This is a genomic window from Nonomuraea endophytica (assembly GCF_014203235.1).
Classification (GTDB): domain Bacteria; phylum Actinomycetota; class Actinomycetes; order Streptosporangiales; family Streptosporangiaceae; genus Nonomuraea; species Nonomuraea endophytica.
The window spans coordinates 1,027,448-1,052,813 of sequence record NZ_JACHIN010000001.1; the positions used below are offsets into that span (position 1 = coordinate 1,027,448).

Genomic DNA, 25,366 nt, shown 5'->3' on the forward strand with positions numbered 1-25,366 from the left:
AAGAGAGGGTCACGCGCCCCTCACACGGCGTCCGCCTCGACCGGTCGGGGAGCTGCCTGCCGTACCCCCCGGACAGCCGGTACGGCCAGCAGCGCCAGACACCCCGACACCGCGATCGCGGCCGAGAACCCGAGCACGCTCTCCGCCCCCACGAAGCCGGCCACCGGCCCGGCGACGGCGTTGCCGATGGGCATGGCCATGACGGAGCCGCCGATCTCGTAGGCGCTGACCCGGTTGAGCGCGTCGCCGGGGATGTTGGTCTGGATGCTGGTGGCCCACATGACCGACCAGAAGCCCCACGCGGCGCCGCCGAGCAGGTGTCCGGCCATCATCACGGGGAGCGGGGCGCCGAGGGCGATGGTGAGCGGTTCGAGGGCGAACAGCAGCATGCCCGTCGCGCCGGCGGCCAGCGGGCGGGCGGGGCGCACCCGCATGGCGACCAGGCCGCCGACGATGGTGCCGGCGCCGCCCGCGGACAGGACCAGGCCGTAGGCGGTCTCGCCGTGCGCGCCGGTGATGAGCTCGGAGCCGAGCGGGATGAGCGGCCCGAACAGGGTGATGCCGAAGATCATCCACATCAGGATGACGCTCCACATCCAGGTGCGCGAGCGGAACTCCTGCCAGCCCTCCCTGAGCTGGTGGAGCATCGGCCGGGCGGCTTCGACACGGGGCACCCGGACCCGCATGAGCAGCAGGCAGACGGCGCTGACGGCGAACCCGGCGGCGTCCAGCACGAACACGGTGCCGACGCCGGCCAGCCCGACCAGCGCGCCGGCCAGGCCGGGCCCGGCCAGCATCATGATCGACTCGGAGACGCGGAGCGAGGCGTTGGCCTTCTGGATGTCGGCGGTGATCCTGGGGATGGTTCCGGCGACGCCGGGGCTGTACATGGCGGTGGCGACGCCGTTGACCGCGGACAGGACCAGGATCTGCCACAGGGCGGGCTTGCCGGTCATGAACAGGACCGCGGTGGTGGCCTGGGTGGCGACCCGGGCGACGTCGGCGCCGATCATCATCCGGCGGGGTGTGAAACGGTCCATCAGGACGCCGCCGAACAGGATCAGCGCGACCATCGGCGCCGAGGTGGCGGCCAGCGCCAGGCCCACGCCGGTGGCCCCGTGGCCCGCCTGGCGCATGCCCAGGGCGGTGGCCACGGGCATCATGGCGAATCCGGCCATGGAGACCGTCCTGGCCACGAAGAAGAGACGGAAGTCCCGGGTCCACATGGCCGCCCATCCTGCCCCACACAGGAAAGTTTCCTGTTAGTGGGGGGTGGGCGCTCAGCCTGAGGCGAGTTCGCGGCCCCGGTCGCGGGCGGCCTCGATGGCGGCCAGGAAGGCGGCGCGCACGCTGTGGCGCTCCAGTTCGGCGATCGCCGCGATCGTGGTGCCGCCGGGGCTGGTGACGGCCTCGCGCAGGATGACCGGGTGCTCGCCGGAGTCGCGCAACATGATGGCGGCGCCGACGATCGACTGGGTGACCATGTCGAGGGCGGCCGCCCTGGGCATGCCGAGCAGGATGCCGGCGTCTACCATGGCCTCGACCAGGTAGAAGAAGTACGCGGGCCCGCTGCCGGACAGGGCGGTGGCGGCGTCCTGCTGCGACTCGGGGATGCGCAGGACCTTGCCGACGGGCTTGAGCAGGTCCTCGGTGCGGCGCAGGTGCTCCTCGCCCGCGTGGGCGCCGGCCGAGATGACGCTCATGGCCTCGTCGAAGCGGATCGGCGTGTTGGACATGACCCGGACCACCGGCACGTCCACGTCCAGCCGCTCCTCGACGAAGGAGGTCGTGATCCCCGCGGCGGCCGAGATGACCAGGCGGTCGGCCGCGACGTAGGGGGCGATCTCCGCCAGGAGGGCCGCCATGTCCTGCGGCTTGACGGCCAGGATGATGGTGTCGGCCATCTTGGCCGCCTCGGGGTTGGCGACCGTCTGCACGCCGTAGGTCTCGCGCAACGCCTGGGAACGCTCCGACCGGCGCGCGGTGGCCACGATGTCGCCCGGCTTGAACCCGGCACGCAGCAGCCCCGACAGCAGGGCCTCGCCCATCTTGCCCGTGCCCAGAATCGCGATCATGTCAGGTCCCTCGCTGGTGTAGACGCTGGCCGCAGCCTACCGGGCGGGCCGCAGCTAGCTTCTGGAGAGCAGGGAACGGGCGAAGAAGGCGAGGTTCGCGGGCCGTTCGGCCAGGCGGCGCATCAGGTACGGGTACCAGTCGGAGCCGTAGGGCACGTACACGCGGACCTGGGCGCCGACTCCGGCCAGCCGCTCCTGCTCGGCGGGACGCACGCCGTACAGCATCTGGAACTCGAAGGCGGTCGCGTCGCGGCCGTTGAGCACGGCGAGGGCGGAGGCGATCTCGATGAGCCGGGGGTCGTGCGTGGCGACCATCGGGTAGCCGCTCCCGGCCATGAGGATCTTGAGGCAGCGCACGAACGAGCGGTCGATCTCCCGCGCGGAGGTGTACGCGCCGGGGGCGGTGTAGGCGCCCTTGCACAGGCGTACACGCGCGCCGTCGAGGCGGGCGCAGCGCTCGGCGGCGTCGAGCAGGTACGCCTGGACGACGATGCCGACGCCGGGATGTTCCTTGCGCAGCGTGGCGTGGACCGACTCCAGCCCGGCGATGGTGTCGTGCTCCTCGGCGTCGAGCGTGAGCGTGATGCCCCGGCCCGCCACCGCGTCGCAGATGGTCGCGGCGTTGTCGAGCGCGAGCTGCTCGGACAGGCGCAGGCCGAGCGCGGTGAGCTTGACCGAGACGTCGGCGCCGGGCGGCAGCCGGTCGAGCACGGCAAGGTAGGCGCGCACGGCGCCGTCGGCCTGCGCCCGGTCGCGCACCTCCTCCCCGAGATGGTCGACGGTGACCAGCAGCCGCCGGTCGGTCAGCTCGGTGACGACGGCGCCGATGTCGTCGGCGACGAAGCGCCGGACCAGATCCCTGGTCAGCGGCGAGGAGGCGACGACGCGCTCGGCGCGTTCGCTCTTGGAGACGGCGATGAGGGCCTGACGAAGCACGTCCCTCACCTTAACTTCAGCGCCACCGCTGAACCTGTACGACGCGGGATCCGTCGAAAGGTTATGCGGACAATCCTCCTGGCTGGATGCCTGGTTCTGGTAACGAGTTGCGGTACGGCTGCGCCGCCCCAGACGGCAGCCCCCGGCGGCACGAAGGCCGCCCCGGTGAGTTCGGCGCCCGTGGAACAGGCCCCGGCCAAGGGCCCGGAGCCGGTCAAGCCGGTCGCCGACACGATCAACACGAGGAAGGTTCCCTTCGCCAAGGCCAAGTCGTTCGACAAGGGCCGCAAGGTCAGGCTCACCTGGGAGTCGGGCGTGGCTCCGTGCACGGTGCTCGCCCGGGTGAAGGTGAAGGAGACGCGGGGCAAGGTCACGATCACGCTGTACGAGGGCACGCCGAGGAAGGCCAAGGACGTCGCCTGCATCATGATCGCCATCCAGAAGACGACGACCGTCAAGCTCAAGGCGCCGCTGGGCAAGCGGAAGATCGTCGACGGCGCCAAGCTCCGATAATTCACGACATGTCCAGATGAGGACATCCCCAGTGACTTCCAAGCGATTTATTGCATAGATCAAGACAAACGGTCACTGGGGGGTTTGTCTTGACACGGCTCTTACGTGCGCTCACGTCCGTGCTCTTACTCGCCGCCGGCATCGTCGCGTTGGTCGCGCCACCCGCGCAGGCCCTGCCGGCCCAGTTCCAGAAACAGGTCGTCTTCAGCGGCCTGACGCGCCCGTCGAACATCGAGTTCGCCGCCGACGGCCGCGTGTTCGTGGCCGAGAAGAGCGGGATCATCAAGGTCTTCGACTCTCTCACCGACACCACTCCCACCGTCTACGCGGACCTGCGCACCCAGGTGCACAACTTCTGGGACCGCGGCCTGCTCGGGATGGCGCTCCACCCGAACTTCCCCGCCGACCCGCGCCTGTACGTCCTGTACGCCCGCGACGCCGTCCCCGGCGGGAACGCTCCACGATGGGGTACGGCCGGCGCCACCGACGACCCCTGCCCCAGCCCGCCGGGACCCACCGGTGACGGCTGCCTGATCACCGGCCGCCTCTCGGTCATCTCGCCGGCCGGCGCGGAGACGCCGCTGATCACCGACTGGTGCCAGCAGCACCCCAGCCACTCCACCGGCGACCTGCAGTTCGGCCCCGACGGCATGCTCTACGCGACCGGCGGCGACGGCGCCAGCTTCAACTTCGCCGACTACGGCCAGGACAACCAGCCCAGCTCCGACATCACCCCGGACAACCCCTGCGGCGACCCGCCGAACTCGGTCGGCACCGCCCTGTCGCCCCCGTCGGCCGAGGGCGGCGCGCTGCGCGCCCAGGACGTGCGCACCAGCGGCGACCCGAGCGGCCTCGACGGCACGATGATCCGCGTCAACCCCGATACCGGCGCCGCCGCGGCGGGCAACCCGAACGCCGGCAGCGCCGACCAGAACACCGCCAGGATCGTCGCCAATGGCCTGCGCAACCCGTTCCGGCTGACCAACCGGCCGGGCACCCCGGAGATGTGGCTGGGCGAGGTCGGCTGGACCACGTGGGAGGAGATCAACCGCGTCGCCTCCCCGACCTCGGGCGTGACGAACTTCGGCTGGCCCTGCTACGAAGGCGCCAACCGGCAGGGCGGCTACGACGCGCTCAACCTGACCCTGTGCGAGAACTACTACGCGGCCGGCCCGTCCGCGCACGCCGCACCGTACTTCGGCTGGAACCACAGCACCCGGCCGGCGCCCAACGACCCCTGCCCCAGCGGCAACTCCTCGGCCAGCGGGGTGGCGTTCTACCCGGGCGGGCCGTACCCGCCGGCGTATGACGGCGCGCTGTTCTTCTCCGACTACAGCCGCTCGTGCGTGTGGGTGATGACGAAGGGCGCCAACGGGCTGCCCGACCCCGCGACGATCACGACGTTCGACTCCGGGGTCGGCTCGGTCGAGCTGGAGACCGGGCCGAACGGCGACCTGTTCGCGGTGGACTACAACGCCGGCACGGTCGTGCGCTACCTGTACGACAACAACCCGCCGACGGCCGCGATCACGGCGAGTGCGACCTCGGGAGAGGCCCCGCTGGCCGTCAACTTCTCCGGCACCGGCTCCTCCGACCCCGACGGCGACCCGCTCACCTACGCCTGGGACCTCGACGGCGACGGCGAGCTCGACGACTCCACCTCCGCCACCCCCTCGCGCACCTACACCCAGCCGGGCTCCCACACGGTACGGCTGCGCGTCAGCGACGGCAGGGGCGGCCAGGGCGACGCCACGGTGACGATCAACGTCAGCAACACGGCGCCCACCGCGGCGATCACCACCCCGACCGCCGCGACGACCTGGGCGGTGGGCGAGTCGATCGGGTTCTCCGGCACCGGCACCGACGCCCAGGACGGCACCATCCCCGGCTCCCGCATGCACTGGTCGCTGATCATGCACCACTGCCCCGGCGGCTGCCACGAGCACGAGATCACCACGTTCACCGGCGCTTCCGGCTCCTTCCAGGCGCCCGACCACGAGTACCCGTCACACCTGGAGCTCAAGCTCACCGTCACCGACGCGCACGGCCTGACCGACACCAAGAGCGTGCTGCTGCAGCCCAAGACGGTGAACCTGACCTTCCAGACGAACCCGCCCGGCCTGCTGCTCGGCTTCAACGCCGAACAGACGGTCGCGCCGTTCACCCGGACGGTGATCGTCGGTTCGAGCGTCGGCCTGTCCGCGCCCTCTCCCCAGGGCGACCAGGGCTTCGTCTCCTGGTCGGACGGCGGCGCCGCGGCCCACAACATCACCGCCCCGGCGAGCGCGGCCACCTACACCGCGACCTACCAGACCGTGACGGGCCAGCCGGGCCTCGTGGCGGCGTACTCGATGAACGAGGGCACGGGCACGGCCGTCGGCGACGCCTCGCCCTCGGGCAACAACGGGACCACGACCGGGACCACCTGGGCCCAGACCGGCAAGTACGGCAAGGCCCTGTCGTTCGCCTCGGGCTGGGTCACCGTCGCCGACTCCCCGAGCCTGCGCCTGACCAACGCCATGACCGTGGAGGCATGGATCCGGCCGACCACCACGACCGGCTGGCGCACGATCGTGATGAAGCAGTTCGGCAACGACCTGGCGTACTCGCTCGACCTCAACGACCGCGCCCACAGCACCATCCACACCACCTCCGAACGCGGGCTCTACGGCACCGGCTCCCTGCCGCTGAACACCTGGACCCACGTCGCGGCCACCTACGACGGCACCACGCTCAGGCTGTACGTCAACGGCGCCGAGGCCGGATCGGTGGCCGCGTCAGGAAATATCAGGACTGATGGCGGCGTGCTGCGCATCGGCGGCAACGCCGTCTGGGGCGAGTACTTCAACGGCCTCATCGACGAGGTCCGCATCTACAACAGGGCGCTGACCCCGGCCCAGCTCGTCGCCGACATGAACACTCCGATCGGCACCCCGCAACCGCCCGACACCGAGGCCCCGAGCGCGCCCGGCTCCCCTGCGGCCACCGGCGGCGCCGGCTTCGCCTCCCTGTCGTGGACCGCCTCCACGGACAACGTGGGCGTGGACGGCTACACGATCCACCGCTCGGCGACGCCGAACTTCACCCCGTCCGGGGCGAACCAGGTCGGCTCCACGCCGTCCACGTCGTTCACCGACTCGGGCCTGGCCGCGGGCACGTACTACTACCGGGTGCGCGCCTTCGACGCCGTACCCAACACCAGCGCCTCGTCCGGCGAGGTGAGCGCGGCCGTGACCGCGCCGCCGACCGGCCAGGGCCTGGTGGCCGCGTACGCCATGAACGAGGGCACCGGCGTCACCGTCGCCGACTCCTCGGGCAGCGGCAACAACGGCGCCTCCACCGCCACCTCCTGGACCACCACCGGCAAGTACGGCAACGCCCTGTCGTTCAACGGCACCGGCAGCTGGGTGACGGTCGCCGACTCCCCGGGCCTGCGCCTGACCGGCGGCATGACCGTGGAGGCGTGGGTCAGGCCGGTGGTCGGCACCGGCTGGCGCACGATCGTGATGAAGCAGTTCGGCAACGACCTCGCGTACACCCTCGACCTCAACGACCGCGCCCACAGCACCATCCACACCACCTCCGAACGCGGCCTCTACGGCCCCGCCTCCCTGCCCCTGAACACCTGGACCCACGTCGCGGCCACCTACGACGGCGCCAACCTGAAGCTGTTCGTCAACGGGACGGAGGTGAGCTCCGTCACCGCGTCAGGAAACATCCGGACCGACAACGGCGTGCTGCGCATCGGCGGCAACGCCGTCTGGGGCGAGCACTTCAACGGCCTCATCGACGAGGTGCGGATCTACAACAGGGCGCTGACCCCCGCCCAGCTCACCACCGACATGAACACCCCCATCACCTGACGGCCCGCTTGCCGGCCGCCAGCCGCTCGGCCTGCCTGCGCCCCACCTCACCGGTGCGGCGCAGGTAGTCGACGATCACTTCCAGCTCGCTCTCGGAGTAGCCGGTGAGCGCCTGGCCGAAGTCGGTGCCCGGCTCGGTCCAGGCGGCTCCGATCCGTTCCCTGGCCGCGGGTGCCAGCGCGACGAGCGTGCGCCTGCGGTCATGCTCGTCGGCCTGCCGTACGACGAGGCCTGCCTTCTCCAGCCGGTCGACCAGCCGGGTCGCCGACCCATGCGTCAGCCCGGTGAGCGTCGCGACCCGGCCCGTGGTCACCGGACCGGGCTCCAGGTCGAGCAGCACGACGCACTGCAGGTCGGTGGGGTGAATGCCGAGGCTGTCGGCCAGCGCCTGGTTGAACAGCACGTACGCCGCGTAGTGCCGCTGGCTCTCGGCGACGAGGACGTCGAACAACTCCGCGCGGTTTGACACCGTGCGCCTCCACTCGGCTAAATTACGTGCGTGGCGCAATGTTTGCGCCACGCACTCATCCTATCGTCCTGAAGGGACACCCCAGCATGACCACCCTCGTCACCGGAAGCCGCGGCGCCGTCGCCCGCGCCCTCATCCCGATGCTGCGCGAACGCGGCCTGCCGGTCCGCGCGGCCTCCAGCGCGCCCGACAGCGCCCGGACCGTCCGCTGCGACCTCACCGACCCGGACACCTTTCCCGCCGCGCTCGACGGCGTGAGCTCCGTCTTCCTCTACGCCGAGCCGGCCCACGCCGACGCCTTCGCCGCCGAGGCCGCCAAGGCGGGCGTGCGGCACATCGTGCTGCTCTCCTCCTCCTCGGTGCTCGCCGACGACCCCACCGCCAACCCCCTGGCCGTCTCCCACCTCGACGCCGAGAACGCGCTGCTCCGCTCCCCGATCCCGGCCACGCTGCTGCGCCCCGGAGCGTTCGCCGGCAACGCGACGGCATGGTCGTGGGCCATCAAGTCCGGCGAGCCGGTCAGCCTGCCGTACCCCGGCGCGCACAGCGACGCGATCCACGAGCACGACGTGGCCGCCTGCGCCGCGGCGGTGCTGGCCGATCCCGGGCTGGGCGGCCGCGCGTACACGCTGACCGGACCCCAGTCGATCACCTTCACCGAGCAGTTGGAGATCCTGGGACGCGCGCTCGGCCGGGAGATCGCCGTCAAGCACGTCACCCGCGAGGAGTGGAAGGCCGAGGTGTCCCAGTACGTCCGGGGCGCCTACGCCGACGCGCTGCTCGACTGGTGGCAGTCGTGCGACGGCGTGCCCGCCTCCCTGACCACGGCCGTCGAAGACCTGACCGGCCACCCCGCCCGCCCCTTCGAAACCTGGGCCCGCACCCACACCGCCGACTTCGTGCGCTGACGGCTCAACCCTTGCGCGGACAGCTCTTCGGTATCCGCGGAAGGACGTCCGTCCAGCCGCTCACGGTGGTCGCGTCGTACGAGACGATCCTGCCGCCCTTGACGGCGTAGGCGACCCTGGCCTGCCAGGCGCCGTTCTGGAGGTTGATGAAGAGGCGGTAGCGGACCGGCACGTCGTTGACGGTCCCGCCCTCCCTGCCCAGGTCCACGACCAGGCCCTCGCGGCCGAGCGGATCGATCGCGGTGCCGTGCACGCTGGTGCCGGGCTGCCCGGCCAGCACGCGCAGCACCCCCGCCCGCACCTGGGGACTGATCGGCATGTACAACATGTTGCCGAGCACGGGGGCGAACTCCGCGAAGGAGTCGCGGAAACCCCGCTCGTTCCAGATCCGGTGGTACTCCCGGAGCTTCCGCTCCAGAGCCTCGGTCTCCGCCGGCAGCGCCGCGAGATCGGCCATGGTGAAGTCCGCGACGCTCGCGTCACCGTACTTGCCACCCTGGTCGCGGCTGAAGCTCCACACGCACTTGCCGCCGCCCATCCGCCACAACACGGTCTGATCACCGGCCGACCGCGGCACCCATTGCTCGTTCAGCGTCTTGTTGCTGAACATCCGGGATGTCCGCCAGTACCGTCGTGGTGGCTCATGCAGCTTCTCGATGCGCGCGGCGAGGTCGAGCATGGCCTGGTTCGGCCCCGGCTTCGGAGAGGGCTGCGGGGCCAGCACCGGCGCGGGCGCCAACGCGAGGTTCGCGGCCAGCGCGACGACCACCGCCACGACCGCCGCCGTCGCCAGCCCCGCCCAAAGCCAGCTCCTCCGCACCCAGCTCCCTCGCGACGCGAGCCGGCCCGCCCGCGGCCGGGTCCGCGCGGCCGCGACCTTGGCGCGACCTCTCGCCACGACCTCGTCCGACGGCGGCCGGGCGTCGGGCAGGGCACGCGCGAGCAACTCAAGCTCATCCATCGACTCCACCGAACTCCTCCTTGAGCGCCTCACGCAGCTGCTTGCGCGCCCGGTTGAGCCGGGACGCGACGGTTCCGTAGGGGATGTCCAGCGCCGCGGCCACCTCGGCGTGGCTCAGCCCGGCCAGCGCGACCAGCAGCACCACGTCGCGGTCGCGCCGCTTCAGCCCGGCCAGTGCCCCCGCGAGCGGCCCGGTGTAGCGCGCGGCGTCGATCCGGTCGAGGAGGGCGTCCTCCCGGTCGTCCCAGTCGCGCTCGGCCGCGCGGGCCAGCGCCTTCCACCTCCTGCTCTCGGTACGGCGGTGCCGCGCGACCAGGTTGGTGGCGATGCCGTACAGCCAGGGCCTGACCTCGCCGGCCGCCGGGTCGTAGCCGCCGCGCAGCGCCGCCACGAAGACGTCCGCGGCCAGATCGTCGGCGACGTCCTCGGTCAGGCGGCGGGCGATGTAGCGGTGGATCTCGCCGAAGTATCGGGCGAAGAGATCGGGTGGAACCCCCAGCCGATCTGCCCCGTTACGCGTGTTGTGCACGATCACACCCGTTCTTGCCCGATGCCGCGGAATGCTTTCACGCTCATTCGGGTTGAGTCGGGTAGGCTCAACTCGTTTGACAAAGGCCACTCGGCTTCGTAAGTTGAGCCTAACGGACTCAACTTTGACTACAAGGACGTACTCATGGCACGTGCGGTAGGTATCGACCTGGGGACGACCAACTCTGTCGTCTCGATCCTCGAGGGCGGTGAGCCCACCGTCATCGCCAACGCGCAGGGCTCGCGGACCACGCCGTCCGTGGTCGCCTTTGCGAAGAACGGCGAAGTCCTGGTCGGCGAGGTCGCCAAGCGACAGGCCGTCACCAACGTGGACCGGACCATCCGCTCCGTCAAGCGGGAGATGGGCACCAACTGGTCCCAGGAGATCGACGGCAAGAAGTTCTCCCCCCAGCAGATCAGCGCGTTCGTGCTGCAGAAGCTCAAGCAGGACGCCGAGGCGTACCTGGGCGAGAAGATCACCGACGCGGTGGTCACCGTCCCGGCGTACTTCAACGACGCCCAGCGTCAGGCGACCAAGGAGGCCGGCACCGTCGCGGGCCTCAACGTCCTGCGCATCATCAACGAGCCGACCGCGGCCGCTCTGGCCTACGGGCTCGACAAGGACCAGGACCAGACCATCCTCGTCTTCGACCTCGGCGGCGGCACGTTCGACGTGTCCCTGCTCGACGTCGGCCAGGAGGACGGCCACGGCTTCGTCGAGGTGAAGGCCACCTCCGGTGACAACCACCTCGGTGGCGACGACTGGGACCAGCGCGTCGTCGACGAGCTCGTCAAGCGCTTCCAGAACGCCCACGGCGTGGACCTGGCCAAGGACAAGATGGCTCTCCAGCGTCTTCGCGAGGCCGCGGAGAAGGCGAAGATCGAGCTGTCCAGCCAGTCCGAGACCAACATCAACCTGCCCTACATCACCGCTTCTTCCGAGGGGCCTCTGCACCTCGACGAGAAGCTGACCCGCAGCGAGTTCCAGCGGCTCACCGCCGACCTGCTCGAGCGGACCAAGGGCCCGTTCCACCAGGTCATCAAGGACGCCGGCATCAAGGTCGCCGACATCGCGCACGTGGTGCTCGTCGGCGGTTCGACCCGCATGCCCGCCGTCTCCGAGCTCGTCAAGGAGCTGACCGGCGGCAAGGAGCCCAACAAGGGCGTGAACCCGGACGAGGTCGTCGCCATCGGCGCCGCCCTGCAGGCCGGTGTGCTCAAGGGTGAGGTCAAGGACGTCCTGCTGCTCGACGTGACCCCGCTGTCGCTGGGCATCGAGACCAAGGGCGGCATCTTCACCAAGATCATCGAGCGCAACACCACGATCCCGACCAAGCGCTCCGAGGTCTTCACCACGGCCGAGGACAACCAGCCGTCGGTGCAGATCCAGGTCTACCAGGGCGAGCGTGAGATCGCTTCTTACAACAAGAAGCTGGCCACCTTCGACCTGACCGGCATCGCCCCGGCGCCGCGCGGCATCCCGCAGATCGAGGTCACCTTCGACATCGACGCCAACGGCATCGTCAACGTCTCCGCCAAGGACCTCGGCACCGGCAAGGAGCAGACGATGACGATCACCGGCGGCTCCGCGCTGCCGAAGGACGACATCGAGCGCATGATGCGCGAGGCCGAGTCCTACGCCGAAGAGGACAAGCAGCGCCGCGAGGAGGCCGAGGTCCGCAACAACGCGGACGGTCTGGCCTACCAGACGGAGAAGTTCCTGCGTGAGAACGACGACAAGGTCCCGGGCGAGATCAAGACCGAGGTCAACGAGGCGCTCACCGAGCTGAAGAAGGCTCTTGAGGGCACCGACACCGACGTCATCCGCACGAGCGCCGAGAAGCTGGCGACCGTCAGCCAGAAGATGGGCTCGGCGATCTACGCCCAGAACCAGCAGCAGCAGGGCGGCGAGGGCGCTCCGCAGGACGCCACGCCCGGCCCCGAGCAGGACAAGAGCGACGACGACGACGTGGTCGAGGCCGAGATCGTCGACGACGACCAGCCGAAGAAGGACAAGTGATGCCGGGGGCAGACGAGCCGGTGATCCGCGACAACCGCAAGATCGACCCCGAGACGGGCCAGGCGCGCCAGAGCGCCGGGTCCGACTCCCAGGACGCCGCCGGCGCGGGCACGAGCCCCGCGCCCGGCGCGGGCTCCGCCAACGGCGGCGCCGAGTCGAGCTCAAGCGGCGCCCCCGGCTCCGACACCATCCTGCTGGCTGAGCGCACCGCGGATCTCCAGCGGCTCCAGGCGGAATACACCAACTACCGCCGCCGGGTCGAGCGCGATCGCGTGGCGGTCCGCGAGCAGGCCATGGCCGGGATTCTCGCCGAGTTCCTGCCGGTCCTCGACGACATCGGCAGGGCCCGCGACCACGGCGAGCTCACCGGCGGCTTCGCGAAGGTGGCCGAGTCGCTCGAAGCGGCCGTCACCAAGCTGGGGCTCAGCTCGTTCGGGCAGAAGGGCGACCCCTTCGACCCGACCATCCACGAGGCGCTGATGCACAGCTACTCGTCGGAAGTGTCCGAACCCACCGCCATCGAGGTGCTGCAGTCCGGGTACCGCCTCGGAGAGCGGGTGCTGCGCCCGGCGCGAGTGGCCGTGGCGGAGCCGGACGACTCATCGGCTGACGACAACATCGACGAAAACTAGGACGAAGGGCCATCGATGAGCACCAAGGACTACCTGGAGAAGGACTACTACGCCGTCCTTGGTGTGCCCAAGACCGCCACCGCAGACGAGATCAAGAAGGCTTACCGGAAGCTGGCCCGGCAGTATCACCCCGACACCAACCAGGGTGACTCCGTCAAAGAGGCCAAGTTCAAGGAGATCTCCGAAGCCAACGACATCCTGTCGGACACCAAGCGCCGCAAGGAGTACGACGAGGCCCGGACGTTGTTCGGGTCCGGCGTCGGCGGCCAGCGTCCGGGCGGTGGCGGTTTCCCGTTCGACTTCGGCGACCTGTTCGGCGGCACCGCCGGCCAGCAGGGCGGCGGCAGCGGTGGCGCGGGCGAGCGGCTCGGCGACCTGTTCGGCGGGCTGTTCAACCGGGGTGGCTCCAGCACCGGCCGCACCAGCAGCACGACCAGGCCGCGGCGCGGGCAGGACATCGAGTCCGAGGTCACGCTGACCTTCACCGAGGCGGTGGAGGGCAGCACGGTCTCGCTCCGGCTGACCAGCTCGGCCGCGTGCAAGTCGTGCACCGGCACCGGGGCCAAGGCCGGCACCACGCCGCGCGTCTGCCCGACCTGTGAGGGCACCGGCGCGGCCAGCCGCAACCTGGGCAACTTCGCCTTCTCCGAGCCCTGCCGCGACTGCAAGGGCCGTGGTCTGATCGTCGACGACCCCTGCCCCGACTGCGACGGCAGCGGCCGGGCCAAGAGCACCCGCACGATCCAGGCGCGCATCCCCGCGGGGGTGGGCGACGGCCAGCGGGTCAAGCTCAAGGCCAAGGGCGCGCCGGGCGAGAACGGCGGGCCCGCCGGCGACCTCTACATCGTCACCCACGTGAAGGCGCACGCCGTCTTCGGCAGGACCGGCGACAACCTGACCATCACGGTTCCCGTGACGTTCAGCGAGGCGGCGCTGGGCGCCGAGATCAAGGTCCCGATCCTCAAGGGCCTGCCGGTCACGCTGCGCATCCCCGCGGGCACGCCCAACGGGCGCACGTTCCGCGTCCGGGGCCGCGGCGTCACCCGCAAGGACGGCACCAAGGGCGACCTGCTCGCCAGCGTCGAAGTCCTCGTTCCTGAGACGCTCGATGAGAAGTCGCGCGATCTGCTGACGGAGTTCAGCACGGCCACCGCGGGCGACGACCCGCGCGCCGAACTCATCCAGCGAGCCAGAAGCGAGTAAGCCGATGGACGCCAATTATTTCGACCTGTCCGACGACACCCCCGTCTACGTCATCTCGGTGGCCGCGCAGCTCTCGGGACTGCACCCGCAGACGCTGAGGCAGTATGACCGGCTCGGACTGGTCAGCCCCGGCCGCACGGCCGGACGCGGCCGCCTCTACTCCACGCGCGACATCATCATGCTCCGCGAGGTCCAGCGCCTGTCCCAGGAAGAGGGCATCAACCTCGCCGGGATCAAGCGCATCCTCGAGCTGGAGAACGAGGCCCTGCGGCTGCGTGAGGAGGTTCACCGGCTCAGGGCCGAGATGCAGATGGTGAGGGCGTTGATCCGCTACGAGCTGCCACCGGGGGCGTAAGAACACATGGACTACAAGCTCACCCAGAAGAGCCAGGAGGCGCTTTCGGGGGCCATGCGGCGCGCCGCCGCCGAGGGCAATCCGGAGATCGCGCCGGCTCACCTGCTGACCACGCTGCTGGCCCAGACGGGCGGCACCGCCGTACCTCTGCTGGAGGCCGTCGGAGCCGACTGGAAGGCGATCCGCGCGAAGTCGGAGGAGCTGCTCGCGGCGCTGCCGAAGGCGCAGGGCGCCACGGTGTCGGCGCCGTCGAGCTCGCGCCAGCTGCTCACCGTGATCAACACGGCCGCGCAGCGCGCCAAGCGGCTGGAGGACGAGTACGTCTCCACCGAGCACCTGCTCGTCGCGCTCGCCGCCGACGGCGGCCAGGCCGCCGACCTGCTCAAGGCGCAGGGCGCCACGCCCGACGCGCTGCTCGACGCCTTCGAGAAGGTACGCGGCAACGCCCGCGTCACCAGCGAGACCCCGGAAGACACCTACAAGGCGCTGGAGAAGTACGGCGTCGACCTGACCGAGCGGGCCCGGACCGGCAAGCTCGACCCGGTCATCGGCCGCGACTCGGAGATCCGGCGCGTCGTCCAGGTGCTCTCCCGGCGCACCAAGAACAACCCGGTCCTGATCGGCGAGCCGGGCGTGGGCAAGACCGCCGTCGTCGAGGGGCTGGCCCAGCGCATCGTGGCCGGGGACGTGCCCGAGTCGCTGCGCAACAAGAGGCTGATCTCGCTCGACCTGGGCGCGATGGTCGCCGGCGCCAAGTACCGGGGCGAGTTCGAGGAGCGGCTCAAGGCCGTGCTCTCCGAGATCAAGGAGAGCGACGGGCAGGTCGTGACCTTCATCGACGAGCTCCACACGGTCGTCGGCGCCGGGGCCGCCGAGGGCGCCATGGACGCGGGCAACATGCTCAAGCCGATGCTGGCCCGCGGCGAGCTGCGGATGATCGGCGCGACCACGCTCGACGAGTACCGCGAGCGGATCGAGAAGGACCCGGCGCTGGAGCGGCGCTTCCAGCAGGTCTACGTCGGCGAGCCGACCGTCGAGGACACCATCGCGATCCTGCGCGGCCTGAAGGGCCGCTACGAGGCGCACCACCAGGTCGTGATCGCCGACAGCGCGCTGGTCGCCGCCGCGGCGCTGTCCGACCGCTACATCACCAACCGCTTCCTGCCCGACAAGGCCATCGACCTGGTCGACGAGGCCGCCTCCCGGCTCCGCATGGAGATCGACTCGCGGCCCGTCGAGATCGACCAGCTCCAGCGCAACGTCGACCGGATGAAGATGGAGGAGCTCGCGCTCTCCAAGGAGACCGACGAGGCCAGCCAGCAGCGCCTGGAGCGCCTGCGCAAGGAGCTGGCCGACCGCCAGGAGGAGCTCAACGCCCTGGTCGGCCGCTGGGAGCGGGAGAAGGCCGGGCTCAACAAGCTCGGCGACCTGAAGAAGCAGCTCGACGAGGCCCGCAGCACCGCCGAGCGCTTCCAGCGCGACGGCAACTACGCCGAGGCCTCCAAGCTGCTCTACGACGAGGTCCCGAGGCTGGAGAAGGAGCTGGAGATCGCCGGCGCCGCCGCCCAGGAGGCCGAGTCCCAGCCGATGGTCAAGGAGGAGGTCGGCGCCGACGACATCGCCGAGGTCATCTCCTCCTGGACCGGCATCCCCGCCGGACGCCTGCTGGAGGCCGAGACCGCCAAGCTGCTGCGCATGGAGGAGGAGCTCGGCCGCCGCCTCATCGGACAGGCCCAGGCCGTCCGGGCCGTCTCCGACGCCGTACGCCGCAGCCGCGCCGGCATCTCCGACCCCGACCGGCCCACGGGCTCGTTCATGTTCCTGGGCCCGACGGGCGTCGGCAAGACCGAGCTGGCCAAGGCGCTGGCGGAGTTCCTGTTCGACGACGAACGGGCGATGACCCGGATCGACATGAGCGAATACTCCGAGAAGCACAGCGTGGCCAGGCTGGTCGGCGCGCCTCCTGGATACGTCGGCTACGAGGAGGGCGGGCAGCTCACCGAGGCGGTGCGGCGGCGGCCGTACACCGTGGTGCTTCTCGACGAGGTCGAGAAGGCGCACCCCGAGGTCTTCGACATCCTGCTGCAGGTGCTCGACGACGGCCGGCTGACCGACGGGCAGGGCCGCACGGTCGACTTCCGCAACGCGATCCTCATCCTGACCTCCAACATGGGCTCGCAGTTCCTCGTCGATCCCAAGCTGGAGAACGGCGCCAAGCGCGAGGCCGTGATGGGCGCGGTGCGCAACGCGTTCAAGCCGGAGTTCCTCAACCGGCTCGACGACGTGATCCTGTTCGACGCCCTCGGCTCGGAGGAGCTGGGCCGGATCGTCGACCTGCAGATCGACCGGCTCGCCCATCGCCTGGCCGACCGGCGCATCAGCCTCGACGTCACCGCGGCGGCCCGCGAGTGGCTCACGCTCACCGGCTACGACCCGATGTACGGCGCGCGGCCGCTGCGGCGGCTGGTGCAGTCGGCGATCGGCGACAAGCTGGCCAGGCAGGTGCTGGCCGGGGCGGTCGTCGACGGCGACACGGTCCGGGTGGACCTGGGCGACGACGAGCTCACCGTGGAGCGCGCCGCCTGAGGTCAAAGCCGATCTCCGGCCGGGGCGGCCGGGTAAGGTCTGGCCCACCCTTCGGGCAAGCACCCCTCCCTGCCCCGGCCGCGTGACTAGCTTCAGCGTTCGTCGGATCACCGAAAACGATCAGGGGGACGTGAAGTGGTATCTCGGAGCATCCGGAGCATCCTTGCGGTGGCCACTCTGACCACGGGGGTGAGCTGGCTGGTCGCGGGCCCCGCGCTGGGTGCGGACTACTGCACCGACAGGGTCGCGGCCCTGCGGGCGCCCACCACGGTGGCCTCGGTCTGCGAGGAAGTGCTCGACCTGCGGATGAGCGGCAACTACGGCGAGCGGATGACCGCGCCCAAGGACAGCGACCTGGCGATGTCCGCCGAGACGCTGGCCAGGAAGGCGGGCCTGCCGGGCCTGTCGAAGGCGTCGGCGGTCCTGAGCCTGGCGGACCTGGGCGGCGTTGCCGCGGCCGCCGGCGCGCCGTCGATGCCCGCCGGCACGCCGGGTGTGGCGGGCCTGAGGAGCGTGGCGAGCGTGCCCACCGCGCCCGATCTGCCGGGTCTGCCCAACACCCCGGCGCTTCCCGGCACGCTGGCGGCGCTGCCGCCGGCGCCGGTCGCGGGCGAGGTGCCCGCGCTGCCCGACGCGTCCGGCCTGGTGGCCGGCGTGGAAGCCCCGATCTCCCTGCCGCAGCCGGCTGAGGCCGTGACGGACGAGATCACCGGCAAGCTGCCCGAGGCGCCTGGCAAGGCGCTGGAGGCGGTGCCGGTGCCCGAGAGCGAGCCGGTGACCGGGGGGATCGCCGACCTGCTCAACGGTCTCAGGCTGAGCTGACCGCGCGGGCGGCGCGCGCCCGCCGTCCGCGAGCCATGGGAAGGGCCGCGACCTGCCAGGTCGCGGCCCTTCGCTCGTGCCGGGGGTCAGGACAGGCCGAGGCCCTGGGAGACGCCCTGGCCGAGGTCCTTGTGGACGTTGCTCCAGTACTCCACGACGCGCTTCTTCGTCTCCGCGGTGACCTCGGGCGCGGATGCGTGGCCGACGATGTTGCCGACCAGGTGCTCGCGGTCGGTCTCCGACAGCACGTTCTCCCACAGGGCGCGCGGCTGGCCGTAGTCGTCGTCATCGGCGTGCAGCGTGTAGGCCGATCGGATGATCTCGCCGGCGACGTTGTAGTTCGCTCCGGCGTAGGGGGCCGGGTCGGCGGCGGGGCCGTTCATGCTGTTGGGCGCGTAGACGGGGTCCTGCTGGTTGCGGAAGGTCATCGGGCCGTCGAAGTTGTAGCTGTTCACCGGTACGGCCGGCGCGTTGATCGGCAGTTGCTGGTAGTTCGGCCCGATCCGGTACCGGTGGGTGTCGGGGTAGGAGAACAGGCGGCCCTGCAACATCTTGTCCGGTGAGGTGTCGATGCCCGGCACCAGGTTGGACGGCTCGAACGCGGCCTGCTCGACCTCGGCGAAGTAGTTGTCCGGGTTCCGGTTCAGGGTCATCGTGCCGATCGTGATCTCGGGGTAGTCGCTGTGCGGCCACACCTTGGTCAGGTCGAACGGGTTGAACCGGTAGTCGGCCGCCGCTTCGAACGGCATGACCTGCACGTTGACCGTCCACGACGGGTGCTGGCCCGTCTTGATGGCCTGGTGCAGGTCGCGGATGCGGTGGTCGGGGTCGGCTGAGGCCATGGCGTCAGCCTCGGCCGCGGTGAGGTTCCTGATGCCCTGGTCGGTCTTGAAGTGGTACTTGACCCAGAACTTCTCGCCGGCGGCGTTGTACCAGAGGAACGTGTGCGAGCCGAAGCCGTGCATGTTGCGCCAGCTGGCCGGGGTGCCGCGGTCGCTCATGAGGAAGGTGACCTGGTGCGCCGACTCCGGTGAGAGCGTCCAGAAGTCCCACTGCATGTTGTTGTCGCGCAGGTGGTTGTCGGCGCGGCGCTTCTGGCTGTGGATGAAGTCGGAGAACTTCTGCGGGTCGCGGATGAAGAAGATCGGCGTGTTGTTGCCGACGAGGTCGTAGTTGCCGTCCTCGGTGTAGAACTTGATCGCGAAGCCGCGGGGGTCGCGCGCGGTGTCGGCGGAGCCCAGTTCACCGGCCACGGTCGAGAAGCGCAGGAAGAGCGGCGTCTCCTTGCCCCGCTGGAAAAGTTTGGCCTTGGTGAACTGGCTGACGTCCTCGGTGATCCGCAGGACGCCGTGGGCGCCGCCGCCCTTGGCGTGCACCACTCGCTCCGGGACACGTTCGCGGTTGAAGTGCGCCATCTTCTGGATCAGGTAGTGATCCTGAAGCAGCAGAGGGCCGTTCGGTCCGACGGAGAGCGAGTGCTCGTCGCTCGGCGCGGGGATGCCGGCGCCGTCGGTGCTGATTGGCCTGGTGGTCATCGCGAGGTCCTCCCGAAATCCGGACGTGGACGGGAACCCTGACGGGTGCCCCTCTCCTCGCAACCTATGCCCCAAACACGAATGATTCAAGTAAAGGAGTCATCCAAGTTTTGGTCTGGCGAGGAAAAGAGAGGACAAGCCGGCCAGTACGGCCAGCCCCGCCAGCGCCACCGCGGTGGCTCCCTCGCCCTGCGCCATGAACAACGTCCCCACGGTCGCCACCCCGATCACCTGGCCCAACTGCATCACCGTGAGCAGCGCGCCGCTGGCGTCGGCGGCGTACTCGTCCGACACCGACTGCGTGGCCAGGTTGGTGACCGCGATCTGCACGCCCAGCCCGGCGCCGATGAGCGCGCTCAGCACGGCGTACGGCCAGCCGCCCCCGCCGACCAGCCCGAGCCCGAAGTAGGCGGGCGCCGCCACCACGTACCCGAACGGCAGCAGCGTCCGCTGCAACCTGGCGGGCAGCCGCGGCCACAGCAGCCCGACCCCGGCGAACGCCACCGCGCACGGCACCAGCATCAGCCCAGACTGCAACGGCGTCAGGCGGAGCTCACCCTGCAGGTGCAGCGCCGAGGTGAACAAGAAGGCGCCCCACGTGGCAGGCCCGAACAACAGCACCCCGAGTCCGGGCCGCATGCCCGGCGCCCGCAGTACCGAGGCATCGACCAGGGGCCGCCCCCCGCGGCCCGACACCCAGCGCTCCACGCGGACGAAGACGTAGAAGACCACGGCGCTGAGCCCCATCGAGATCCAGCCCCACACCGGCCAGCCCAGGTCGCGGCCGAGCACGAGCGGCACCACGAACAACAGGACGGCCACCGACAGCGTGACCAGCCCGAGCGGGTCGAGGCCGGTACGCCCGCCGCCCCCGTCGGCCGGCAGCACCCGCAGTCCGGCGATCAGCAAAATGGCCCCGATCGGGACCATCACCAGGAACAGCACCCGCCAGCCCAGCCCGAGCCCCAGCATGATGCCGCCGAGCGCCTGGCCGACCACGATGCCTCCGCTGACGACGGCCGACCACAGGCCCATCGCCCGGCCTCTGGCCGCGCCGTGGTAGTTGCGCTGGATGAGCGTGAGCACCTGGGGCATCATCAGCGCGGCGCCGGCGCCCTGCGCGAACCGGAACACCACGAGCCACCCGGTGGTGGGCGCCAGGCCGGAGCCCAGCGTGGTCACGGTGAAGAAGGCCAGCCCGGCCAGGAAGGTGTTGCGGTAGCCGAAGAGGTCGCCGACCCGCGCGCCGGTGATCAGCAGGACGGCGTAGACGATGGTGTAGCCCGCCACGATCATCTGCAGGCCCGCGCCGGAGGAGTGCAGGTCGCGCTCGATGGTCGGAATGGCGACGTTGACGATGTTGACGTTCAGGATGGCCAGGAACTGCCCGACGAGGATGATCGCCAGGAGGATTCCGCTGGTCTTCGTCCTTTCCTGTTGGGGAGCAAGGGTGGCAGTAGTCATGACTACCAGATTGCGACACACTGGATACCAGTAACGAGAGCCCATTTATCCTGGTATTGGAGGTACCTGGCTATGAAGCGGACCGACCTCGCCGCCTACCTCCGCAGCCGCCGCGAGCGCATCACCCCCGACATGGCCGGCCTTCCGCCCGGCACCCGCCGGCGCACCCCCGGCCTGCGCCGCGAGGAGGTCGCGCAGCTCGCCGGGGTGGGCGTGACCTGGTACACGTGGCTGGAGCAGGGACGGCCGATCAACGCCAGCATCCAGGTGCTCGAAGCCATCGCCCGCACCCTCCAGCTCGACCCCGCCGAACGCCTTCACCTGTTCAGGCTGGCCGGACACCAGGATCCGGTGCCCGTCGCCGACTCCGGCCGGGTCACCCCGGAGATGCGGCAGATCCTCCACCAGCTCAGCCCGATGGCCGCCTGCATCGCCACCAGCCGGCACGACATCCTCGCCTGGAACGCCGCGTACGCCGCGATCTTCCCCGAGATCGTCGACAGTGAGCCGAACACCCTGTGGCTCACCTTCACCCGCGACGACCTGTTCACCCGACTGGTCAACCGCGAGGAGGATCTGGCGCGGGCGGTCGCCGTCTTCCGCGGCGCCTACAGCAGGCACGCGCACGACCCCTGCTGGAAGGAGTTCGCCGAGAAGCTGGTCGCGGCCAGCCCCGAGTTCGCCCGGATGTGGGCGCGGCAGGACGTGGCCGACCCCGGACGCCGCGACAAGGTCTTCGTCAACGACGCCGTCGGCGAGCTCCACTTCACCACCACCAACTTCAGCTGCGACGCGGCCACCGAAACCCGCATGATCATCTATACCCCCGCGAACGAGACCACCCGCTCCGGAGTGGTGTGGTTGACCGCACACACCCGCGAATCCGTCTGACATGGCATGCTCAATCCCTGAAGTGTGGGATCGAGGAGAAGTAGCCATAGATGAGACACCGCCCTGCCCTCCTGGCATTAGCCGTGGCCGTCACCGTGGCCGCATGCTCCGCAGCCCAGTCGGACCCGGATAAGTCCCCCGCGCGCAAGTCGATGCCGACCTCCCCCGAGGTGCCGACCAAGACCGCCGCGGAGCGGGAGCCGTACACGATCTCCTTCGGTGGAGACGTGCACTTCGAGGGCGTCTTACGCGCCCGCCTGGACGGCGACCCGCGCACCGCGTTCGGCCCGATCGCCAGGGTGCTGAGCCGGGCCGACCTGGCCATGGTCAACCTGGAGACGGCGATCACGACCGGCGGGACCAAGGCGCCGGGCAAGCAGTTCACCTTCCGGGCGCCGATCACCGCGTTCTCCGCGCTGAAGGCGGCCGGGATCGACGTGGTCAGCATGGCCAACAACCACGGCATGGACTACATGCAGACCGGCCTGACCGACTCGCTGGCCGCGATCAAGCGCTCGAAGTACCCGGTCGTGGGCATCGGCAGGAACGCGGCCGCCGCCTACAAGCCGTGGCGCACCACGGTGAACGGCAACCGCGTCTCGATCATCGGCGCCACCCAGGTGCTGGACGCCGAGTTCATCCAGGCGTGGACGGCCACCGACACCCAGGGCGGCCTGGCCTCGGCCAAGAACGAGGAACGGCTGATCCAGGAGGTCAGGAAGGCCCGCCGTACCTCTGACACGGTGATCGTCTACCTCCACTGGGGCACCGAGCGGATGACCTGCCCGAACCCCGCGCAGCGCTCATTGGCCCCCAAGCTGGCCAAGGCCGGCGCGGACGTCATCGTCGGCGGCCACGCCCACGTCCTGCTCGGCAGCGGCTACCTCGGCAGGTCCTACGTCAACTACGGCCTGGGCAACTTCCTCTGGTACGGCAACAGCCCCAGCGGCGTCCTCACCCTGACGATCAACGGCCGCAAGGTCATCAAGGACCAGTGGACCCCCGCCTCCATCCAGGGCGGCACCCCCATCCCCCTGACCGGCACCGCCCGCACCCAGGCCGTCACGAGCTGGAAGGCGCTCCGCTCTTGCACAGGACTGTCCGCCCGTTAATCATTGGACCGTGCGTCTAATACCGTCTGGCGATGTACGGCTCGCGCTCTTCGAGGAAGGCGAGCGGGAGAACCCCACGATCCTGCTCGTCCACGGCTACCCCGACACCCACCGCGTCTGGGACGAGGTCGCCGGGCTGCTCAGCGACCGCTACCACGTGGTCCGCTACGACGTGCGCGGCGCCGGGAGCTCCGGCGCGCCACGCGACCGGCGGCACTACTCCTTCGACCACCTGGCCGCCGACCTCGGCGCGGTGCTCGACGAGATCGGCAAGCCGCGTGTCCACCTGGTCGGACACGACTGGGGCTCGCTGCAGTGCTGGGAGGCGATCGGCCGCCCCGGCATCCGCGAGCGCGCCGCCTCCTTCACCACGTTCGGCGGTCCCGGCCTCGATCAAGCCGCCCACTTCCTGCGCTACGGCGGCCGCCGCGAGGTCGCCGGCCAGCTCGCCAGGTCCTGGTACATCGGCGCCTTCCAGCTCCCCGTCCTGCCCGAACTGGCCTGGCGCGGCCCGCTGCCCCGCGCGCTGGCGCGTTCGATGCGGCTGGCCGAGGGCATCGAGCCGAGGCAGGGACACCCGGCCGACACCCTGAAGCGCGACGGCCGCAACGGCCTGGGCCTCTACCGCCAGAACTTCCTCACCCGCCTGCGCACCCCCGCCGACCCCGGCGTTGAGGTGCCGGTCCAGCTCATCGAGACCAGCCGCGACATCTTCGTCTCCCCCAGACTGCTGGCCTCGATGCGCCAGTGGGCGCCGGAGTTCTGGCACCGCAGGCTGGCGGCCGGCCACTGGGCGCAGCGCAGCCACCCCGAGGCCGTGGCCAGGATGATCGCCGAGTTCTCCGCGCACGTCGACGGCGGCGCCTCCACCCGCTCGCTGCGCCGCGACCGTGTGCGCGAGGGCCGCGGCGCCTACCAGGATCGCCTGGTGGTGATCACGGGCGCCGGCAGCGGCATCGGGCGGGCGACCGCGCGCGCCTTCGCCGCACACGGCGCCGAGGTGGTCTGCGCCGACCTCGACCACGAGTCGGCCGTGCGGGTCGCGGAGGACATCGGCAAAGATTTCCGGCGTACGGCTCACGCCGTCCAACTCGACGTCGCCTCAACCACGGCCATGGAGGAGTTCGCCGGAAATATCGCGGAACAGTATGGCGTGCCGGATGTGGTGGTGAACAATGCGGGAATCGCGGTGGCCGGACCGTTCCTTGACCATTCCCTCGACGATTGGCGGCGCACGCTCGACGTGAATCTCTGGGGCGTCATTCACGGCTGCCGGCTCTTCGCCCGCCAGATGGTCGAACGCGGCGAGGGCGGCCACATCGTCAACATCGCCTCGCTGGCCGCCTTCGTGGCGACCCGGGAACTGCCGGCGTACTCGACGTCCAAGGCGGCGGTGAAGATGCTCGGCGACTGCCTGCGGGCGGAGCTGGCCGGCCACGGCATCGGCGTGACCACGGTCTGCCCCGGCTTCGTGTCCACGGCCATCGCCCGCAACGCCACCTATGTCGGGTCCGACCTGCGGGAGCTGGCCGAGCTGGGGCTCCAGCGGCGCGGGTATCCGCCGGAGCGGGTGGCGGCGCACATCCTGCGGGCCGTACACCGGAATGAGGCGGTTGTCCCGGTCAATGTGGAGGGGAAAATCGGATATGCGATGTCGCGGATCTCGCCCTCGGCGATGCGGGCTTTCGCCCGGTTATCCGGTGTCGTGAGAAATCCCGTCGTTGGACGGTAACGATCGCCCGCTTCGGGGGAAGATGGATTTCGTGTCCACCCCCGAAATTCACGACGACGACTGTTCGCAGCCCCAGCCGCTGCGCCGCAGGCCCACCCAGCGACGAAGCACGCGCCGCGTGGAGCGGATGCTCGACGCCTGCGCGGCGCTGCTCGACGAGATCGGCTACGAGGCGCTCTCCACCACCCGCATCGCCGAACGCGCCGGAGTCGCGATCGGCTCGGTCTACCAGTTCTTCCCCGACAAGCGGGCCATCACCCAGGAGCTGACCAGGCGCAACGTGGAGCAGTTCGTCTCCAGGGTGGGCCGCAGGTTCATGGAAGAGGACTACCGCGGCTGGTGGGAGGCGGTCGACGCGATCATCGACGAGTACGTCGACATGCACAGGACCGTTCCAGGCTTCAAAAGCCTGCACTTCGGCGACGCCGTCGACCTCAACCTGCTCGACGTCGACATCGACAACAACGCGGTCATCGCCGGACGGCTGCGCGGCCTCCTGCTCAAGGAGTACGGCCTGGCCGACAGCGACGAACTGGACATCGGGGTGCTGGTCGCCGTGGAGGCCGGGGACGCGGTGCTCAAGCTGGCCTTCCGCCGCGACCCCGACGGGTCACCGGAGCTGATCGACGCCGCCAAGCAGATGGTCCGCGGCTACCTCTCCCGCCAGCTCCGCCACCTGTCACCCCAGAGCGACAGTTAACTCACCACCCGAGCATCAGTCGTGCGGGTCGCGTCCACCCGGCCACCAACCCCGGCCCCCA

The 25,366-nt window shown here is 70.2% G+C and carries 21 protein-coding genes; 13 read left to right on the top strand and 8 right to left on the bottom strand.

Annotation, left to right across the window (positions count from 1 at the left end):
* Window positions 1–20: 20 nt before the first annotated feature.
* Genes HNR40_RS05010 through HNR40_RS05020 form a run of 3 tightly spaced genes read right to left on the bottom strand, consistent with a single transcriptional unit; the run spans window position 21 to window position 3,011 of the window.
* Window positions 21–1,226, bottom strand: coding sequence for an MFS transporter (locus HNR40_RS05010; RefSeq protein WP_184958685.1), 1,206 nt, complete (start codon window positions 1,224–1,226; stop codon window positions 21–23).
* A 54-nt stretch (window positions 1,227–1,280) separates the two neighbouring features.
* Window positions 1,281–2,075 (bottom strand): pyrroline-5-carboxylate reductase, encoded by a 795-nt coding sequence (gene proC, locus HNR40_RS05015; protein ID WP_184958687.1) that lies wholly within the window; start codon window positions 2,073–2,075, stop codon window positions 1,281–1,283.
* Window positions 2,076–2,129: 54 nt separating this feature from the next.
* A complete protein-coding gene (locus tag HNR40_RS05020; protein WP_184958688.1) occupies window positions 2,130–3,011 on the bottom strand; it encodes a proline dehydrogenase family protein in 882 nt (293 codons plus the stop codon).
* 165 nt (window positions 3,012–3,176) lie between these two features.
* Here HNR40_RS05020 and HNR40_RS05025 point away from each other — a divergent pair, with 165 nt between their 5' ends.
* A complete protein-coding gene (locus tag HNR40_RS05025; RefSeq protein ID WP_184958690.1) occupies window positions 3,177–3,524 on the top strand; it encodes a hypothetical protein in 348 nt (115 codons plus the stop codon).
* Window positions 3,525–3,643: 119 nt separating this feature from the next.
* Entirely contained in the window at window positions 3,644–7,387 is a 3,744-nt protein-coding gene (locus HNR40_RS05030; protein WP_184958692.1) for a LamG-like jellyroll fold domain-containing protein, read from the top strand.
* Here the strand turns inward: HNR40_RS05030 and HNR40_RS05035 are convergent.
* Window positions 7,380–7,856 (bottom strand): MarR family winged helix-turn-helix transcriptional regulator, encoded by a 477-nt coding sequence (locus tag HNR40_RS05035; protein ID WP_184958693.1) that lies wholly within the window; start codon window positions 7,854–7,856, stop codon window positions 7,380–7,382. The two genes, HNR40_RS05030 and HNR40_RS05035, sit on opposite strands and share 8 nt — an antisense overlap.
* 86 nt (window positions 7,857–7,942) lie before the next feature.
* On the opposite strand from HNR40_RS05035, the gene HNR40_RS05040 reads away from it, so the two are divergent.
* Window positions 7,943–8,764, top strand: coding sequence for an SDR family oxidoreductase (locus HNR40_RS05040; RefSeq protein ID WP_184958695.1), 822 nt, complete (start codon window positions 7,943–7,945; stop codon window positions 8,762–8,764).
* Window positions 8,765–8,768: 4 nt separating this feature from the next.
* On the opposite strand, the gene HNR40_RS05045 is transcribed toward HNR40_RS05040, so the two are convergent.
* Together HNR40_RS05045 and HNR40_RS05050 are read right to left on the bottom strand one after the other, a co-directional pair.
* Complete coding sequence (locus tag HNR40_RS05045; protein ID WP_184958696.1) at window positions 8,769–9,734, bottom strand: hypothetical protein; 966 nt, start codon at window positions 9,732–9,734, stop codon at window positions 8,769–8,771.
* Entirely contained in the window at window positions 9,718–10,254 is a 537-nt protein-coding gene (locus HNR40_RS05050; protein ID WP_312896184.1) for an RNA polymerase sigma factor, read from the bottom strand. Before HNR40_RS05050 ends, HNR40_RS05045 begins: the two co-directional genes overlap by 17 nt.
* Window positions 10,255–10,398: 144 nt before the next feature.
* Between HNR40_RS05050 and dnaK the strand changes: the two genes are divergently transcribed.
* From dnaK to HNR40_RS05080, 6 genes are all read left to right on the top strand, one after another.
* The gene (gene dnaK / locus HNR40_RS05055; RefSeq protein ID WP_184958697.1) at window positions 10,399–12,273 is read left to right on the top strand and encodes a molecular chaperone DnaK; all 1,875 of its coding nucleotides are present in this window, start codon (window positions 10,399–10,401) and stop codon (window positions 12,271–12,273) included.
* On the top strand, window positions 12,273–12,905 hold the full coding sequence (gene grpE / locus HNR40_RS05060; protein ID WP_184958698.1) for a nucleotide exchange factor GrpE: 633 nt from the start codon (window positions 12,273–12,275) through the stop codon (window positions 12,903–12,905). Before dnaK ends, grpE begins: the two co-directional genes overlap by 1 nt.
* 15 nt (window positions 12,906–12,920) lie before the next feature.
* On the top strand, window positions 12,921–14,108 hold the full coding sequence (dnaJ, locus tag HNR40_RS05065) for a molecular chaperone DnaJ (protein ID WP_184958699.1): 1,188 nt from the start codon (window positions 12,921–12,923) through the stop codon (window positions 14,106–14,108).
* 4 nt (window positions 14,109–14,112) lie between these two features.
* Window positions 14,113–14,463 (top strand): heat shock protein transcriptional repressor HspR, encoded by a 351-nt coding sequence (locus HNR40_RS05070; RefSeq protein WP_184958700.1) that lies wholly within the window; start codon window positions 14,113–14,115, stop codon window positions 14,461–14,463.
* Between the two features lie 6 nt (window positions 14,464–14,469).
* Complete coding sequence (clpB, locus tag HNR40_RS05075; RefSeq protein ID WP_184958701.1) at window positions 14,470–17,049, top strand: ATP-dependent chaperone ClpB; 2,580 nt, start codon at window positions 14,470–14,472, stop codon at window positions 17,047–17,049.
* A gap of 168 nt (window positions 17,050–17,217) precedes the next feature.
* Complete coding sequence (locus HNR40_RS05080) at window positions 17,218–17,871, top strand: hypothetical protein (protein WP_184958703.1); 654 nt, start codon at window positions 17,218–17,220, stop codon at window positions 17,869–17,871.
* Window positions 17,872–17,957: 86 nt separating this feature from the next.
* Here HNR40_RS05080 and HNR40_RS05085 read toward each other — a convergent pair whose 3' ends face one another.
* Together HNR40_RS05085 and HNR40_RS05090 are read right to left on the bottom strand one after the other, a co-directional pair.
* Window positions 17,958–19,406 carry a catalase gene (locus tag HNR40_RS05085; RefSeq protein ID WP_184958704.1) on the bottom strand — a complete coding sequence of 483 codons (1,449 nt, stop codon included), beginning with the start codon at window positions 19,404–19,406 and terminating at the stop codon, window positions 17,958–17,960.
* 99 nt (window positions 19,407–19,505) lie between these two features.
* The gene (locus tag HNR40_RS05090; RefSeq protein ID WP_184958706.1) at window positions 19,506–20,870 is read right to left on the bottom strand and encodes an MFS transporter; all 1,365 of its coding nucleotides are present in this window, start codon (window positions 20,868–20,870) and stop codon (window positions 19,506–19,508) included.
* Between the two features lie 72 nt (window positions 20,871–20,942).
* On the opposite strand from HNR40_RS05090, the gene HNR40_RS05095 reads away from it, so the two are divergent.
* The 4 genes from HNR40_RS05095 to HNR40_RS05110 are packed head-to-tail and all read left to right on the top strand — an operon-like array spanning window position 20,943 to window position 25,305.
* Window positions 20,943–21,761: a helix-turn-helix transcriptional regulator gene (locus tag HNR40_RS05095; protein ID WP_184958707.1), complete on the top strand. Its 819-nt coding sequence runs from the start codon at window positions 20,943–20,945 to the stop codon at window positions 21,759–21,761.
* Window positions 21,762–21,811: 50 nt separating this feature from the next.
* Window positions 21,812–22,873 (top strand): CapA family protein, encoded by a 1,062-nt coding sequence (locus HNR40_RS05100; protein ID WP_184958708.1) that lies wholly within the window; start codon window positions 21,812–21,814, stop codon window positions 22,871–22,873.
* A gap of 10 nt (window positions 22,874–22,883) precedes the next feature.
* Window positions 22,884–24,605 (top strand): SDR family oxidoreductase, encoded by a 1,722-nt coding sequence (locus tag HNR40_RS05105; RefSeq protein ID WP_184958710.1) that lies wholly within the window; start codon window positions 22,884–22,886, stop codon window positions 24,603–24,605.
* A gap of 31 nt (window positions 24,606–24,636) precedes the next feature.
* Window positions 24,637–25,305, top strand: coding sequence for a TetR/AcrR family transcriptional regulator (locus HNR40_RS05110; protein WP_312896185.1), 669 nt, complete (start codon window positions 24,637–24,639; stop codon window positions 25,303–25,305).
* The last annotated feature ends 61 nt before the right edge of the window (window positions 25,306–25,366 follow it).

Excerpts from the sequence above, each read along its gene's own strand:
- HNR40_RS05085 (WP_184958704.1), bottom strand. The coding sequence starts at position 19,406 with ATGACCACCAGGCCAATCAGCACCGACGGCGCCGGCATCCCCGCGCCG.
- grpE (WP_184958698.1), top strand. The coding sequence starts at position 12,273 with ATGCCGGGGGCAGACGAGCCGGTGATCCGCGACAACCGCAAGATCGAC.
- dnaJ (WP_184958699.1), top strand. The coding sequence starts at position 12,921 with ATGAGCACCAAGGACTACCTGGAGAAGGACTACTACGCCGTCCTTGGT.
- HNR40_RS05100 (WP_184958708.1), top strand. The coding sequence starts at position 21,812 with ATGAGACACCGCCCTGCCCTCCTGGCATTAGCCGTGGCCGTCACCGTG.
- HNR40_RS05010 (WP_184958685.1), bottom strand. The coding sequence starts at position 1,226 with ATGTGGACCCGGGACTTCCGTCTCTTCTTCGTGGCCAGGACGGTCTCC.
- dnaK (WP_184958697.1), top strand. The coding sequence starts at position 10,399 with ATGGCACGTGCGGTAGGTATCGACCTGGGGACGACCAACTCTGTCGTC.
- HNR40_RS05040 (WP_184958695.1), top strand. The coding sequence starts at position 7,943 with ATGACCACCCTCGTCACCGGAAGCCGCGGCGCCGTCGCCCGCGCCCTC.
- proC (WP_184958687.1), bottom strand. The coding sequence starts at position 2,075 with ATGATCGCGATTCTGGGCACGGGCAAGATGGGCGAGGCCCTGCTGTCG.
- HNR40_RS05095 (WP_184958707.1), top strand. The coding sequence starts at position 20,943 with ATGAAGCGGACCGACCTCGCCGCCTACCTCCGCAGCCGCCGCGAGCGC.
- HNR40_RS05070 (WP_184958700.1), top strand. The coding sequence starts at position 14,113 with ATGGACGCCAATTATTTCGACCTGTCCGACGACACCCCCGTCTACGTC.
- clpB (WP_184958701.1), top strand. The coding sequence starts at position 14,470 with ATGGACTACAAGCTCACCCAGAAGAGCCAGGAGGCGCTTTCGGGGGCC.
- HNR40_RS05090 (WP_184958706.1), bottom strand. The coding sequence starts at position 20,870 with ATGACTACTGCCACCCTTGCTCCCCAACAGGAAAGGACGAAGACCAGC.